The organism is Microbacterium jejuense (genome assembly GCF_019511665.1).
Lineage (GTDB): Bacteria > Actinomycetota > Actinomycetes > Actinomycetales > Microbacteriaceae > Microbacterium > Microbacterium jejuense_A.
The window spans coordinates 107701-121474 of sequence record NZ_JAEUAW010000007.1 but is presented as its reverse complement, the minus strand read 5'-3'; the positions used below and the strand labels follow the sequence as shown (position 1 = coordinate 121474).

The following is a 13774-nucleotide window of genomic DNA, read 5'->3' as shown; positions in this document are numbered from 1 at the left end:
GTCAGTCGTTCAGGCGGTCGAGCAGGTCGACGGCCGCCCGCGCATAGTCGCCGATCCAGCGGTCATGGATGCGCTTGATCGGAAGGGGCGCGAGTGCCAGGTGGCGCTCGCGCCCCTTCTTGCGTCCCGTCACGAGCTCCGCCCGCTCGAGGACGCGCAGGTGCTGCAGCACCGTCGTGCGGTCGACCTCCGGAAAGCGGGCGCACAGCGCTCCCGTCGTGAGCGGCTCCTCCTTCAGCGCATCGAGCATGCGACGCCGCAGCGGGGCGGCGAGCGCCTTGAACACGAGGTCGTCGTCGACGTCGGTGCCGGCAGAGGGGTTGTGCGCGGCATCCGTCATGTTATAAAACTACAACATGTCTGAAGAACTGACCGCACTGTCGTTCACCGTGTCGGGGCGTGTCGCACGACCTGTCGCGGAGGTCTACGAAGCCGTCGCCGATCCCGAGCAGCTGTCGCGCTACTTCACGACCGGCGGCGCGCGCGGACGCCTGGAGCAGGGCGCCGATGTCACGTGGGACTTCGCCGACTTCCCCGGGCGGTTCCCGGTGACGGTCGTCGAGTCCGACCCGCCGCGCCGCCTCGTCATCCGCTGGGAGGCCCGCGACGGCCTCGAATCCGAGACCACCACGACCTTCGAGTTCGAGGCCGTCGACGACGGCGCCCGCACGCTCGTCACCATCACCGAGTCCGCCTGGCAGGCCTCTCCCGCCGGGGCCAGGAGCGCGTTCGGCAACTGCGAGGGCTGGACGGGCATGCTGGCGGCGCTCAAGGCGTGGCTCGAGCACGGCATCAACCTGCGCGACGGCTTCTACGCCTGAGTCCGAACACGACGAGGGCCGCCCGGTGTGTCCGGACGGCCCTCGTGATGGTCCACCGCGCGCTCCCCCCGGGGCGAGCGGCACGGCCCGCTAGTGCTGCGTCGCCCCCTCGGCTCCGATGCCGGTCAGGCTCCGCACCTCCATCTCGGCCTCCTTCGCCGGGTCCTCCGTGCCCTTGTCGAGGATCGTGCCCAGCCAGCCGAGGAAGAACGCGAGCGGGATCGACACGATGCCCGGGTTCGACAGCGGGAACCACGCGAAGTCGATCGCCTCGGTCTTGAGCATCGACGTCTCGGATCCCGACACGACCGGCGAGAACGCGATGAGGATGATGGCCGACGCGAGACCGCCGTACATGCTCCAGAGCGCGCCCTTGGTCGTGAACCGCTTCCAGTACAGCGAGTAGACGATCGTCGGCAGGTTCGCCGACGCGGCGACCGCGAAGGCCAGCGCGACGAGGAACGCGACATTCTGGCCGTTCGCGCCGATTCCGCCGATGATCGCGATGATGCCGATCACGATCACCGTGCGACGCGCGACCTTGACCTCGGCGCCGGGGGCCGGCTTGCCCTTCTTCACGACCGACGCGTAGATGTCGTGCGCGAACGACGCCGCCGCCGTGATCGTGAGGCCCGCGACCACCGCGAGGATCGTCGCGAACGCGATCGCCGAGATGAGGCCGAGCAGCAGCGGCCCGCCCAGCGCGTTCGCCAGCAGCGGCGCGGCCGAGTTCACCCCGCCCGGCGCAGCGGCGATGACGGCAGGGCCGACGAGGGCCGCGGCGCCGTAGCCGAGCACCAGCGTGAACAGGTAGAAGATGCCGATCAGCCAGATCGCCCACACGACCGACTTGCGCGCCTCTTTGGCCGTCGGCACCGTGTAGAACCGCATCAGCACGTGCGGCAGCGCCGCGGTGCCGAGCACCAGCGCCAGCCCCAGCGAGATGAAGTCCACCTTGCTGATGTCGCTGACGCCGTACTTCAGGCCCGGGTCCAGGATCGCCGGGTTCTCGGCGACCTCCGTCGCCTTCGCGAGCAGCGCCGAGAAGTCGAAGCCGTTGAGAGCCAGCACCCACACCGTCATGACTGCGGCGCCCGCGATGAGCAGCACGGCCTTGATGATCTGCACCCACGTGGTGCCCTTCATGCCGCCGATCAGCACGTAGAGGATCATCAGCGCGCCGACCACCGTGATGACGAGCGACTGGCCGAGCGTGTCGGTGACGTCGAGCAGCAGCGACACCAGACCGCCGGCACCCGCCATCTGCGCGAGCAGGTAGAAGAAGCACACGACGAGCGTCGTGATGGCCGCGGCGACGCGCACCGGCGTCTGCTTCAGGCGGAACGACAGCACGTCGGCCATCGTGAACCGGCCGGTGTTGCGCAGGAGCTCGGCGACCAGCAGCAGCGCGACCAGCCACGCCACGAGGAACCCGATCGAGTACATGAAGCCGTCGTAGCCGGTGACGGCGATGGCTCCGACGATGCCGAGGAACGAGGCGGCCGACAGGTAGTCGCCCGCGATCGCGGCGCCGTTCTGGCCGCCGGTGAACGAGCGTCCGGCGGCGTAGTAGTCCGACGCGGTCTTGTTGTTGCGGCTCGCGCGGAAGACGATCACCATCGTGATCGCGACGAAGAGCGCGAAGATGCCGATGTTGAGCCAGGGGTTTCCCGGCGCAGCGGTGGGAGCGGCGTCCGCCGCGAAGACGATGCTCATCGCGAGACCTCCTCAGGGGTCGAAGCGGGCGATGCGCCGGCCGCGTCGCGGATCTCGCTCGCGATCGGGTCGAGGCGGCGGTTGGCGAAGCTCACGTACCAGGTCGTCACGGCGAACGTGGTGACGATCTGCGCGAGGCCCAGCAGCATCGCCACGTTGACGTGCCCGAACACGGGGGTCGACATGAAGTCGTGGGCGTACATGGCCAGCAGCACGTACGCGAGGTACCAGACGAGGCAGGCGACCAGCACCGGAAAGACGAAGCCGCGCTGGCGCTTCTTCAGCTGCTGGAACCGATCGGATTGCTGTACCGCGCGGTAGTCGACGTCAGGTGCCGTCGCCGCGCCCGGGGCGTCGTTGCCCATGGCTTCTCCTTCGAAGGGGGATGGAACACGCAGCGCGTACTGCGCGTGACGATCGTGCCTCGCCCGCGCGTGCGTGGACGGACGTCGCCGCTCGTCGTCGACGAGCGGCGTCGATCGTGCGACGAACGGACCCCGGCCGCGCCGGGTGACGGATTACGCTGGCCTGAGGATGCCCGACTCGCTGCTGCTGTTCGCGGGCGCCGGCGCTGTCGCCGGGGCTGCCGCCGTGGGTCTCGTCGTGCTTCTTCGCCGGGTGCTGGTGTCATCGCGCGAGCTCGGCACGGATGCCGAGCAGGCGACCTACCAGACGCTGCACCTCGCGGCGCGCGCCGCGAAGCACCTGCGCGGCGGCGTCAGCCAGCAGGACGCGGTGAAGGCCGGCCGGCACCTCAAGTCGCTGCTCGGCTGCGACACCTTCGCGATCGTCGATCCGCACGGCGTCGTCGCGCTCGACGGCGATGACCGGCTCGGCCCGGCCGCCGCGCAGCTCGCCGCCGCCGTGCAGGACGGCGGCAAAGCGCAGGTGCGCCGCGGGGTCGGGGACGGCGCCGACGTCGACGCGGTGGCCGCGCCGATCCTCATCGGCAAGCGCCCGGCCGGGGCGATCGTGGCGTTCGCGAGCCCCGTGCGCGCCGGCCTCGTGCGCGCGACCGCCGAGGTCGCGGACTGGATGGCGTCGCAGATCGAGCTGGGCGAATTGGATGCCTCCCGCACGGCACTCGCCGAGGCCGAGGTGCGGGCGCTCCGCGCCCAGATCAGCCCGCATTTCATCTACAACGCGCTGAACGCCATCGCGTCGTTCATCCTCACGGACCCGCAGCGTGCGCGCGAGCTCGTGCTCGAGTTCGCGGACTTCACCCGGTACTCGTTCCGCCGCCACGGCGAGTTCACCACGATCGCCGAGGAGCTGCACTCCATCGACAGCTACCTGCGCCTGGAGCGCGCGCGCTTCGGCGATCGCCTGCAGGTGACCCTGCAGATCGCGCCGGAGGTGCTGAGCACCGTCATCCCGTTCCTGTCCATCCAGCCGCTCGTCGAGAACGCGGTGCGTCACGGCCTCGAGGCCAAGGAGGGCGGCGGGCGCATCACGATCGAGGCTTCCGACTCCGGCGCATTCGCCGAGATCACGGTCGAGGACGACGGCGTGGGGTTCGACCCCGAGCAGATCCGCGAGGTGCTCACCGCACCCCTCGTGACAGCAGCCGCCGGGCCGGGGCCGGCCGGCGCGGCGCGGCCGCGCGACAACGTCGGGCTGCGCAACGTCGACGCCCGCCTGCGCCAGGTGTACGGCGAAGAGCACGGCCTCGTGGTCGAGACCCAGATCGGGGCCGGCACGCTCGTGCGCATGCGCGTGCCCAAAGCCCTTCCGAAGGCCGCGTCCGCGACCGGTCCGATCCCCGCGAGCGCCGACTCATGATCGATGTCCTCATCGCCGACGACGAAGAGCCGGCCCTCGCCGCTCTCGCATACCTGCTCGACCAGGACCCCCGCGTCGGCCGTGTGCACCAGGTGTCGACCGGCGCCGACGCCATCCGCCTCCTCACCCGCGAACGCGTGGACGCCGTCTTCCTCGACATCCACATGCCGGGGCTGTCGGGGTTCGACCTCGCCCGCGCGCTGCAGCGGTTCGAGCACCGGCCCGCCCTGGTCTTCGTCACCGCCGACGAAGAGGGTGCGCTGGAGGCCTTCGACCTCGCCGCGGTCGACTACCTGCTCAAGCCCGTCCGCGCCTCGAGGCTCGAGCGCTCGCTCGCCCGCGTGGCCGATGCGCTCCGGCAGACCCCGGAGGTCGTCGCTCCCCCGCCGGCCGCCGAACTCATCGCGGTGACGCTCGGCGGGACGACGCGGATGATCCGCCGCGACGACGTGCGGTACGTGCAGGCCCAGGGCGACTACACGCGTCTGTGCACGGCCGAGGGCGGGTTCCTCGTGCGCGTGCCGATCTCGGACCTCGAGCGGCAGTGGGCGGACGCCGGCTTCGTCCGCGTGCACCGCTCGTACCTCGTCGCGCTCGCTCATGTGTCGCAGATCCGGCTCGGCTCCGAGCACCCGACCGTCGTCGTCGGCGATGCCGCCCTGCCGGTGAGCCGGCGGATGCTGCCGGGACTGCGCGACCGGCTCGCGCAGTCGACCGTGCGGGCGGACACATGACGGACGAGCGCACCGAGGGTGCCGAGACGGCACGCCCCGAGCGCGTGCGCGTGACGGCGGCCGGCCTCGGCGCCCCCGCGCGTCCGGCGTTCGACCTGCGGGCGCCCGCGCCGGGTGGGCGCACCACGGATCCCGCCGCCGTGTACGTGCGCTCCCTCATCCGCTCCCAGCTGCGGCTCGGCGTCGTCGCGGCGACCGGATTCGTCGTCGCGACCGTGGCGTTCGTGCTCGTCCTCGCCCTCGTGCCCGACCTCAGCGCCGCCGTGGTGTTCGGCGTGCCGGCATCCTGGCTCCTCCTGGGATTCGGGCTGTATCCGCTCGCCATCACCGTCGCCGTCCTGTACGTGCGTGCTGCGGCCCGCAACGAGGCGCGCTACAGGGCCCTCACGGTGGACGAATGAACCCCTGGGTCGGATACGCCAGCATCGCCGCGGTGGCTGCGGCGTCGACGCTCATCGGGTTCTACGGGCTGCGCGTGTCGCGCACCACGGGCGACTTCTACGTCGCGAGCCGCACCGTGCGGCCGTGGTGGAACGCCTCCGCCATCGGCGGCGAGTATCTGTCGGCGGCCTCGTTCCTCGGCGTCGCGGGGCTCGTGCTGCTCACCGGATCGCAGGGCATGTGGTTCCCCATCGGGTACACCGCCGGCTACCTCATGCTGCTGCTGTTCGTCGCGGCGCCGCTGCGGCGCTCGGGCGCGTACACGATCCCCGACTTCACCCAGGCCCGCCTGGAATCGACGGGCGTGCGCCGCGTCACGAGCGTGCTGGTCATCGTGATCGGCTGGTTCTACATCGTGCCGCAGCTGCAGGGTGCAGCCCTCACGGTGCGCATCACGACGGGCATGCCGGCGTGGGCGGGCTCGCTCGCCGTCGCGGTGATCGTGGCCGCCGTGGTGGTCGCGGGCGGCATGCGGTCGATCACCTTCGTCCAGGCGTTCCAGTTCTGGCTCAAGCTCACCGCTCTCGCGGTCCCCGCGGTCGTGATCCTCATCGTCGTGGCGGGCGGCGTGCCGGGGATCGTCGCGCACGCGGCATCCCTCGATCCCTTCCCGGCCGCCGCCGGACCCGCCGGACTCGACGTCTACCGCACGGTGTCGCTCATGGTCGCCCTGCTGCTGGGCACGCTCGGGCTGCCGCACGTCCTCGTGCGCTTCTACACGAGTCCCGACGGCGTCGCCGCCAGGCGGACGACGGTGATCGTGCTGGCGCTTTTGACGGCGTTCTACTGCTTCCCGACCGTGATCGGCCTGCTCGGACGCGTGTTCGCCCCCGATCTCGCCGCGAGCGGCCAGGCCGACGCGCTCGTGCTCATGCTGCCCGGCCGGCTGGTCCCCGGGCCGGCGGGCGTGCTGCTGACCGCGCTCGTGATCGCCGGTGCCTTCGCGGCGTTCCTGTCGACCACGTCGGGCCTCGTCGTGTCGCTCGCGGGCGTCATCAGCCAGGACATGCTCGGCGGCAGCGTGCGCGGCTTCCGCATCGCGGCCGTCCTCGCCACGATCGTGCCGCTCGTGGTCGCGCTCGGCACCGAGTCGTCGGGCCTCGCGGGCAGCGTCGGCCTGGTCTTCGCGTTCACCGCGTCGACGCTGTGCCCGGTGCTCATCCTCGGCATCTGGTGGCGCGGCCTGACCGCGCGCGGCGCGATCGCCGGCATGCTCGCGGGCGGCACGCTCTCGGCGCTCGCGATCTTCGGCGGAGGGATGCTGGCGGCCTGGGCGCCCGGCATCCGCCCGTTCCTCGAGCAGCCGGCGGCCTGGACCGTCCCCGTCGCGATCGCGGTGATGATCGTGGTCTCACGTACCGACCGGCGTGGGGTGCCGCGCGGCACCGACACGTTCCTCGCGCGGCTGCACACGCCCGAGGCATGAGCGAGGGTCAGGGGCGGAAGAACGCGACCCCGAGGTCGGGGTGGTCGACGAAGACGCCGTCGACGCCGGCATCCCGGATCACCGACCACTCCCCCTCCCAGTCGCCGAACTCGGACGGGCCCCCGCGCGTGCGGAACTGGCCGATCAAGAAGCGGTTCTCGGGCCGGCACGTCCATGTGAACACCCGCAGGCCGCGCTCGTGCGCGTCGGCCACGATGGGCGACGGCCCGCTCGTGCGGCCGAGGCGATCGGGGGCGAGGATCATGCGCTTGTCGACGCTGATCCCGTCGACCTGACCGACCAGCGCGTCGAGCCCGGCGGGCGACGCGGTGTGCGCGTAGGTGGGCGCCGCCTTGCCGTGCGCGCTCACGAGGTCGAACGGGCGGCCCGCGGCCTCCAGCAGATAGACGTAGACGGCCGGGATGCCTCGTTCCTTGAGCGCCAGCAGCACCGTCGACTCGAACGACTCGACGGTGAGCGGCCACTGCCCCGCGTCCCATCCGGCCTCGCGCAGCTCGGCCTCGACGAGGGACGCGACGTCCCAGCCGAGCGAGGCGAAGTACGTGGCGTGCTTGATCTCGAGCACGACGCCGATCTCGCGCCCCTGCTCCAGCGACGCCGTGCTCGCCGCGTCGAGGACGTCGCGCAGCCGCAGCACCGTCTGCTCGCCGTCGAAGGTCGCGCTCGACGGACGCACGTCGGCGATGCGCTCGCGGCAGTGCAGCGTCGAGAGCTCCTCCCACGTGAAGTCCTCGGTGAACCACCCCGTGAGCGCGTTGCCGTCGACCGTCTTGGTCGTGCGCCGGTCCGCGAACTCCGGGCGCTCTGCGACGTCCGTGGTGCCCGAGATCTCGTTCTCGTGCCGCACGACCAGCACCCCGTCGCGCGAGACCACGACATCCGGCTCGACGGCATCCACCCCCAGCTCGAACGCGAGGGCGTAGGACGAACGGGAATGCTCGGGTCGATACCCGGGCGCTCCACGATGACCGATGACGAGCGGAGTCCGGCGCGGCATCGATCCAGGCTAGCCCGGTCTGTCGTCCACGCGTTTCGTCTCGCTCCGCTCGCTCGACGACCGGGGGTCCCGGTACCGGTCGTTGAGCGAGCGAGGAACGAGCGAGACGAAACGCCTCGACCGCGCGAGAAGCCCCGGCCGCCGGCATCCGCTCATAGTCCACTCACAGGCGGATCCCGACCGCGCGAGCCGCCGTTCGGTTAGTGTGGATCAACAGCACCGTGCTGGGATTCCTTGACATTGGAGTGTGAGAGCAGTGGCCCTCAACAACCCCGCGTTCAACAACCCGGCCTTCCAGGACCCGAAGGCCGTTCAGACCTATCCGGGGGGTGCGCAGGCAGCGAACCTGGGTGCGCAGACCCAGTACTCGACCGCGCAGCACACGGCGACCGACGCCGCCGCGCAGGCTCAGCTCGAGGGCATGTACGCGGCTCCCGCCGCCGGCGCCGTCGAGACCGGCCGGATGTCGTACGAAGACACCATCTGGAAGACGGTCGGCCTGTTCGCGATCCTGCTGGTCGGCGCCGTCGCCGGCTGGATCTGGACGATGGCCGGCGTCACCGCCGCCAACCCCAACCCGAACCTCCTGCCGTGGATGATCGGCGCGCTCGGCGCCTTCGTCCTGTCGATGGTCGTCATCTTCACGTCGCGCAAGAAGATCCGTCCGGGGCTCATCTTCGCGTACGCCGCGCTCGAGGGCCTCTTCATCGGCGGCATCTCGGCGTTCTTCGAGTTCATCTGGCCGGGCATCGTCGTGCAGGCGACGCTCGCGACGCTCGCCGTCGTCGGTGTGACCCTCGCCCTGTTCGCCAGCGGCAAGATCCGTGCGTCCAAGCGCGCCACCAAGGTCTTCCTGATCGCGATGCTGGGCTACCTGCTGTTCTCGCTCGTGAACATCGGGCTCATGATCTTCAACGTGCCGATCGCCGGCGGCCCCTTCGGCATGCTGAGCCAGGAGGGCCCCCTCGGCATCCCATGGGGCGTGCTCATCGGCGTCCTCGTGGTGATCATGGCCGCGTACTCGCTGGTGCTCGACTTCGACAACATCCAGCAGGGCGTGCGCAACGGCGCCCCGCGCCAGTTCGGCTGGCTCGCCGGCTTCGGCCTCATGGTCACGGTCGTCTGGCTGTACGTCGAGATCCTGCGCATCCTCGCGATCGCACGCGGCAACAACTGACGCCGTCGTCACGAAGAGGCCGCCCGGTTCGCCGGGCGGCCTCTTCGCGTTCCGGGCAGCACTGCGGGTAGCCTGCGCAGAGAGACGGCTGCGCAGGCTGACGGCTGTATGGAGGGGACCATGAAGCGCGGATCGAACATGCCCGCGGTCGGCACGTACAACCAGACCCTGGTGCTCGACATGATCCGCCGCTCACCGGTGGGACTCAGCCGCACGGAGCTGGCGGAGCGCACCGGCCTGTCGGCGCAGACGCTCGGCAACGTCGCCCGGCGCCTCGCCGCAGAAGGGTTCGTGGTCGAGGGCGACCGGGTCGTCGCGGGCCCCGGCAAGCCGCGCACGCCGCTGCAGCTCAACCGCACCGCGCGGTACGCCGTCGGCATCCATCTGGATCCCGTCGTCGACACGTTCGTCGTCGTCGATCTGTCGGGCAGCGTCATCGCGCACGCGGAACGTCCGCCCGCCGAGGGCGCGGACGCGCCCGAGCTCATCTCCGCGCTCGCCCGCGACGCCCACGCGCTGCTGCGGTCGGCCGACGTGCCGCTGGACCGGGTGCTGGGGATCGGGGTGGCCGTGCCGGGGCCGATCGACCACGACACCGGCACGCTGCTGACTCCCCCTCTGCTGCCGAGCTGGCACCACACGCGTCTGCGAGAGCGGCTGGCGGAGGCTGCCGGACACCCGGTCGTCGTCGAGAAGGATGTCGTCGCCGCCATGGTCGGCGAGCTGTGGGCCGAGGCCGAGCACGCGCTCGACGACGCTGCGCTCGTGTACTACGGCGCCGGCGTCGGGCTGGGCATGGCCGTCGACGGCGAGGCGGTGCGCGGCCGCACCGGCAACGCCGGCGACATCGGGCACCTGATGGTCGACCCGGGCGGGCAGCAGTGCTCGTGCGGGTCGCGCGGATGCCTCGGAGTCTCGATCGCGCCCGAGCGCCTGCTGTTCGACGCCGGCGTCACACCCTCGCCGATGATCGCGCCGGGGGCCGTGTGGGACGCGATCGACGAGCTGCACCTGCGCATCTCCACCGGCGACCCTCGCGCCGTCGAGGTGCGCGACCGCGCCGCCGGCACGTTCGCCCTCGCGCTCGTGCTGCTGAACAACCTGCTGGATGCCGACACGTTCGTCATCGGCGGTCCGGTGTGGAACCGGCTCGGCCGCGCGCTCAAGCCGGCGCTGGACGCCGCGCTCCCCACCGTGCGGCAGAGCACCGCGACGCGCCCCCTGCTGCTGCGTGAGGCGCGACTCGGAACGGACCTGGCCGCGGCGGGTGCGGCATCCCTCGTCCTGGACGAGGCGTTCACGGCGCGGCCCTCGGATCTCATGATCGGGCTTTCCTGAGGAGGGATGCCTCGCTTCGATGCCGACCCTTGACAGAATTACTCACTATGTTTGAATAAACCGTGCGCGAGGTCTGCGCATCCCCAAGAGTGAGCAAAGGAGCTTTCATGAAGAGATCGGTCATCGGGCTCGGCGTCCTCGCCGTCGGCGGCCTGACCATCGGGCTGACCGGCTGTGCGGGCGGCGGCGGTTCGAGCGCAGACGACGGCACCCTGCGCATCGCGTATCAGAAGACGGCGTCGTTCACCGCGATGGACGACCTGATGAAGAAGGTCAAGGGCGAGTACGAGAAGGAGTACCCCGACCGCAAGGTCGAGCTGGTGCCGATCGAGGCCGAGCAGGACCAGTACTTCACCAAGCTCGCCCTCATGAACGGCTCCGCCGACACCGCTCCGGACGTCATCTACGAAGACACGTTCCAGATCCGCTCCGACGCCGCGGCCGGGTACCTGCAGCCCATCGACGAGTACCTCGACGAGTGGGACGACTGGAGCCTGTACGACGACGGTGCGAAGCAGGCGGGGCTCGGCGACGACGGCAAGACGTACGGCGTCTCACTCGGCACCGACACCCGCGGCATCTACTTCAACAAGGAGCTGCTGCAGGCGGCGGGCCTGCCCGCCGACTGGCAGCCCGAGTCGTGGGACGACATCCTCGACGCCGCGCGCGCCGTCAAGGAGACGAGCCCGGACGTCACGCCGCTGAACATCTACGCGGCGAAGGCCGCCGGCGAGGCGACGTCGATGCAGGGCTTCGAGATGCTGCTGTACGGCACCGAAGACGAGCTGATGGACACCGACTCGAACAAGTGGATCACCGGCTCGCAGGGCTTCCTCGACGCGCTGACGTTCTACCAGACGGCCTTCGACGAGGGCCTCGGACCGGACCCGGCCGACGCCCTCGACGCGGCCTGGGGATCGAAGGTGCAGAACGAGCTGCTCCCCCAGGGCAAGCTCGCCATCGCGATCGACGGCTCGTGGCTGCCGAGCGGCTGGATCTCGGGCGACAACGAGTGGCCGGGGTGGAACGACACCCTGGGCCTGGCCGCCATGCCCACGCAGGACGGCGGCGGTGACGGCTTCACGTCGATGTCGGGCGGCTGGACGCTCGCGGTCGGCGCGCACGCGTCCGACCCGCAGGCCGCCTTCGACTTCATCGCACAGGCGATGACGCCCGAGAACGCCCTCACCTACCACGAGGAGGCCGGGCAGATCGCGGTGCGGTCGGATGTGGCATCCAATCAGGAGTACCTCGACTACAACCCGTCGTTCGAGTTCTTCTCGTCGCTGGTGGAGTACACCCACTTCCGCCCGGCCACGCCGGACTACTCGCAGATCTCGTCCAACATCCCCGTTGCGACCGAGTCGGTGATCACGGGTCAGGCGACGCCGGAGGAGGCGCAGAAGGCGTACGACGAAGCGCTCGTCGGCATCGTCGGCGAAGAGAACACGCAGGCCGGCTGATCCGCACATGACCGCCGTCACCGCCGACGGCCTGGCGGGCCGCGACCGGGGAACAGCTCCCCGGTCGCGGCGCCGCCCCGGCCGCTCGCTCTCACGACTCCTGCCGCTCGTCCCGGCCGTGCTCATGCTGGCCGCGTTCATGCTCGGCCCGATCGTGTACTCGCTGTACGGGTCGCTCACCGACCGCGCCCTGACGGGGCCGCGCGCGGCGAACCCCCAGTTCATCGGGCTGCAGAACTACGCGGAGCTGTTCGGATCGGCCGAGTTCTGGAACTCGCTCGTGCTGACCGTCGTCTTCGTGCTGGCCTCGGCCGTCATCGGCCAGAACGTGCTCGGGATGCTGCTCGCCGTGCTCGTGCGCAGCTCGGTCAAGCCGCTCAAGTCGCTGGTCAGCGGCGTCGTGGTGCTGGCGTGGGTGCTGCCCGAGATCGTGGCCGCCTTCGCGATGTACGCGTTCTTCGCCAAGGACGGCACGCTCAACGCGTTCCTCGGCTGGTTCGGGCTGGAGCACACGACGTGGCTCTTCACCTTCCCGATGCTGTCGGTGATCCTCGCCAACATCTGGCGCGGCACCGCCTTCTCGATGATGGTCTACAACGCCGCGCTGTCGGAGGTGCCGCCCGACCTCATGGAGGCCGCCACGATCGACGGCGCGACCGCGTGGCAGCGCTTCACGCGCGTGACCCTGCCGGTGATCCGCCGCTCGATCTCGACCAACCTGCTGCTGACCACGCTGCAGACGCTCGGCGTGTTCACGCTCATCTGGGTGATGACCGGCGGCGGTCCCGGCTCCTCCTCGGCGACGCTGCCGGTGCTCGCCTACCAGGAGGCGTTCAAGTTCGCGCAGGTCGGCTACGGCACCGCGATCGCGACCGTGACGCTGCTGATCGGCGCGGTGTTCTCCATCATCTACATCCGCGCCCTCAAGCCGGAGGTCGACTGACATGGCCACCCAGACCGCGACCGAGACCCGCACGATCGTCACCGGGCGACGCTCCCTGAGCGTCTCGGCCCCGCGCAAGCGGACGCACACGCTGACGGCATCCCTTCTTCTCGGCCTGATCGGGCTCCTGTTCCTGGTGCCGCTGCTGTGGGTCGTGTTCGCGTCGTTCGACGGCGACGCGACGGTGTCGATGCGGCTGCCCGAGACGTGGACGCTCACCAACTACACCGACGTCATGACGTGGGAGCTCGCGTGGCAGCCGCTGCTGAACTCCATCGTCATCTCGCTCGGCACGGCGCTCATCACCGTCGTGGTGGCGCTGCTGGCGGCCTATCCGCTCTCGCGCTACACCGCCCGCTACCAGAAGCCGTTCATGTACGGCATCCTGTTCGGCACCGGCCTGCCGCTGACCGCGATGATGGTGCCGGTCTACGCGTTGTTCGTGTCGTTCGGGCTGCTCGACTCGACGTGGGGCGTCATCCTCTTCATGGCGGCGACGTCGCTGCCCATGGCGATCTGGATGCTCAAGAACTTCATGGACTCCGTGCCCATCTCGCTCGAAGAGGCGGCGTGGGTCGACGGCGCCAACTCCATGCAGGCGCTCGCCCGCATCGTGGTGCCGCTCATGCGGCCGGGCATCGGCGTGGTGTTCATCTTCGTGTTCACGGGGGCGTGGGGCAACTTCTTCGTGCCGTTCGTACTGCTGTTCACGTCGAGCAAGTTCCCCGCCGCCGTCTCGATCTTCAACTTCTTCGGACAGTACGGCACCATCGCGTACGGGCAGCTCGCCGCGTACTCGGTGCTCTACGCGGCGCCCATGGTGGTGCTGTACGTCATCGTCCAGAAGCTCTCCGGCGCGTCGTTCGCGCTCGCCGGTTCCGTCAAGGGCTGACGCCCCCTCACCTGAAAGCACAG

14 protein-coding genes are annotated in these 13774 nt (G+C 70.3%); 10 read left to right on the top strand and 4 right to left on the bottom strand.

The annotated features are described in order from the left end of the window. Window position 1: 1 nt before the first annotated feature. The gene (locus JNB62_RS11135; protein ID WP_220300946.1) at window positions 2-340 is read right to left on the bottom strand and encodes an ArsR/SmtB family transcription factor; all 339 of its coding nucleotides are present in this window, start codon (window positions 338-340) and stop codon (window positions 2-4) included. A 16-nt stretch (window positions 341-356) separates the two neighbouring features. Between JNB62_RS11135 and JNB62_RS11130 the strand changes: the two genes are divergently transcribed. Then, window positions 357-821: an SRPBCC domain-containing protein gene (locus JNB62_RS11130; RefSeq protein WP_220300945.1), complete on the top strand. Its 465-nt coding sequence runs from the start codon at window positions 357-359 to the stop codon at window positions 819-821. Window positions 822-911: 90 nt separating this feature from the next. Here the strand turns inward: JNB62_RS11130 and JNB62_RS11125 are convergent, their stop codons facing one another. Continuing rightward, window positions 912-2537: a solute symporter family protein gene (locus tag JNB62_RS11125; protein ID WP_220300944.1), complete on the bottom strand. Its 1626-nt coding sequence runs from the start codon at window positions 2535-2537 to the stop codon at window positions 912-914. Next, window positions 2534-2902, bottom strand: coding sequence for a DUF485 domain-containing protein (locus tag JNB62_RS11120; protein ID WP_220300943.1), 369 nt, complete (start codon window positions 2900-2902; stop codon window positions 2534-2536). Before JNB62_RS11120 ends, JNB62_RS11125 begins: the two co-directional genes overlap by 4 nt. 169 nt (window positions 2903-3071) lie before the next feature. On the opposite strand from JNB62_RS11120, the gene JNB62_RS11115 reads away from it, so the two are divergent. The 4 genes from JNB62_RS11115 to JNB62_RS11100 are packed head-to-tail and all read left to right on the top strand — an operon-like array spanning window position 3072 to window position 6920. Further along, window positions 3072-4319 (top strand): sensor histidine kinase, encoded by a 1248-nt coding sequence (locus tag JNB62_RS11115; RefSeq protein ID WP_220300942.1) that lies wholly within the window; start codon window positions 3072-3074, stop codon window positions 4317-4319. Beyond that, window positions 4316-5053 carry a LytR/AlgR family response regulator transcription factor gene (locus tag JNB62_RS11110; RefSeq protein ID WP_220300941.1) on the top strand — a complete coding sequence of 246 codons (738 nt, stop codon included), beginning with the start codon at window positions 4316-4318 and terminating at the stop codon, window positions 5051-5053. The genes JNB62_RS11115 and JNB62_RS11110 overlap by 4 nt, the downstream gene beginning before the upstream one ends. After that, a complete protein-coding gene (locus tag JNB62_RS11105) occupies window positions 5050-5454 on the top strand; it encodes a DUF485 domain-containing protein (protein ID WP_220300940.1) in 405 nt (134 codons plus the stop codon). Before JNB62_RS11110 ends, JNB62_RS11105 begins: the two co-directional genes overlap by 4 nt. Continuing rightward, window positions 5451-6920: a sodium/solute symporter gene (locus JNB62_RS11100; protein ID WP_220300939.1), complete on the top strand. Its 1470-nt coding sequence runs from the start codon at window positions 5451-5453 to the stop codon at window positions 6918-6920. Before JNB62_RS11105 ends, JNB62_RS11100 begins: the two co-directional genes overlap by 4 nt. Before the next feature lie 7 nt (window positions 6921-6927). Here JNB62_RS11100 and JNB62_RS11095 read toward each other — a convergent pair whose 3' ends face one another. Next, on the bottom strand, window positions 6928-7938 hold the full coding sequence (locus tag JNB62_RS11095; protein WP_220300938.1) for a glycerophosphodiester phosphodiesterase family protein: 1011 nt from the start codon (window positions 7936-7938) through the stop codon (window positions 6928-6930). Between the two features lie 256 nt (window positions 7939-8194). Between JNB62_RS11095 and JNB62_RS11090 the strand changes: the two genes are divergently transcribed. The 5 genes from JNB62_RS11090 (at window position 8195) to JNB62_RS11070 (ending at window position 13751) form a co-directional block, all read left to right on the top strand. Then, window positions 8195-9115, top strand: a complete 921-nt coding sequence (locus tag JNB62_RS11090) for a Bax inhibitor-1/YccA family protein (RefSeq protein WP_220301026.1) — start codon at window positions 8195-8197, stop codon at window positions 9113-9115. 120 nt (window positions 9116-9235) lie between these two features. Beyond that, complete coding sequence (locus JNB62_RS11085) at window positions 9236-10453, top strand: ROK family transcriptional regulator (RefSeq protein WP_374450801.1); 1218 nt, start codon at window positions 9236-9238, stop codon at window positions 10451-10453. A 107-nt stretch (window positions 10454-10560) separates the two neighbouring features. Continuing rightward, a complete protein-coding gene (locus tag JNB62_RS11080) occupies window positions 10561-11916 on the top strand; it encodes an extracellular solute-binding protein (RefSeq protein ID WP_220300936.1) in 1356 nt (451 codons plus the stop codon). Window positions 11917-11923: 7 nt separating this feature from the next. Next, complete coding sequence (locus JNB62_RS11075; protein WP_220300935.1) at window positions 11924-12859, top strand: carbohydrate ABC transporter permease; 936 nt, start codon at window positions 11924-11926, stop codon at window positions 12857-12859. Window position 12860: 1 nt separating this feature from the next. Beyond that, window positions 12861-13751, top strand: a complete 891-nt coding sequence (locus JNB62_RS11070; protein ID WP_220300934.1) for a carbohydrate ABC transporter permease — start codon at window positions 12861-12863, stop codon at window positions 13749-13751. Window positions 13752-13774: the final 23 nt, after the last annotated feature.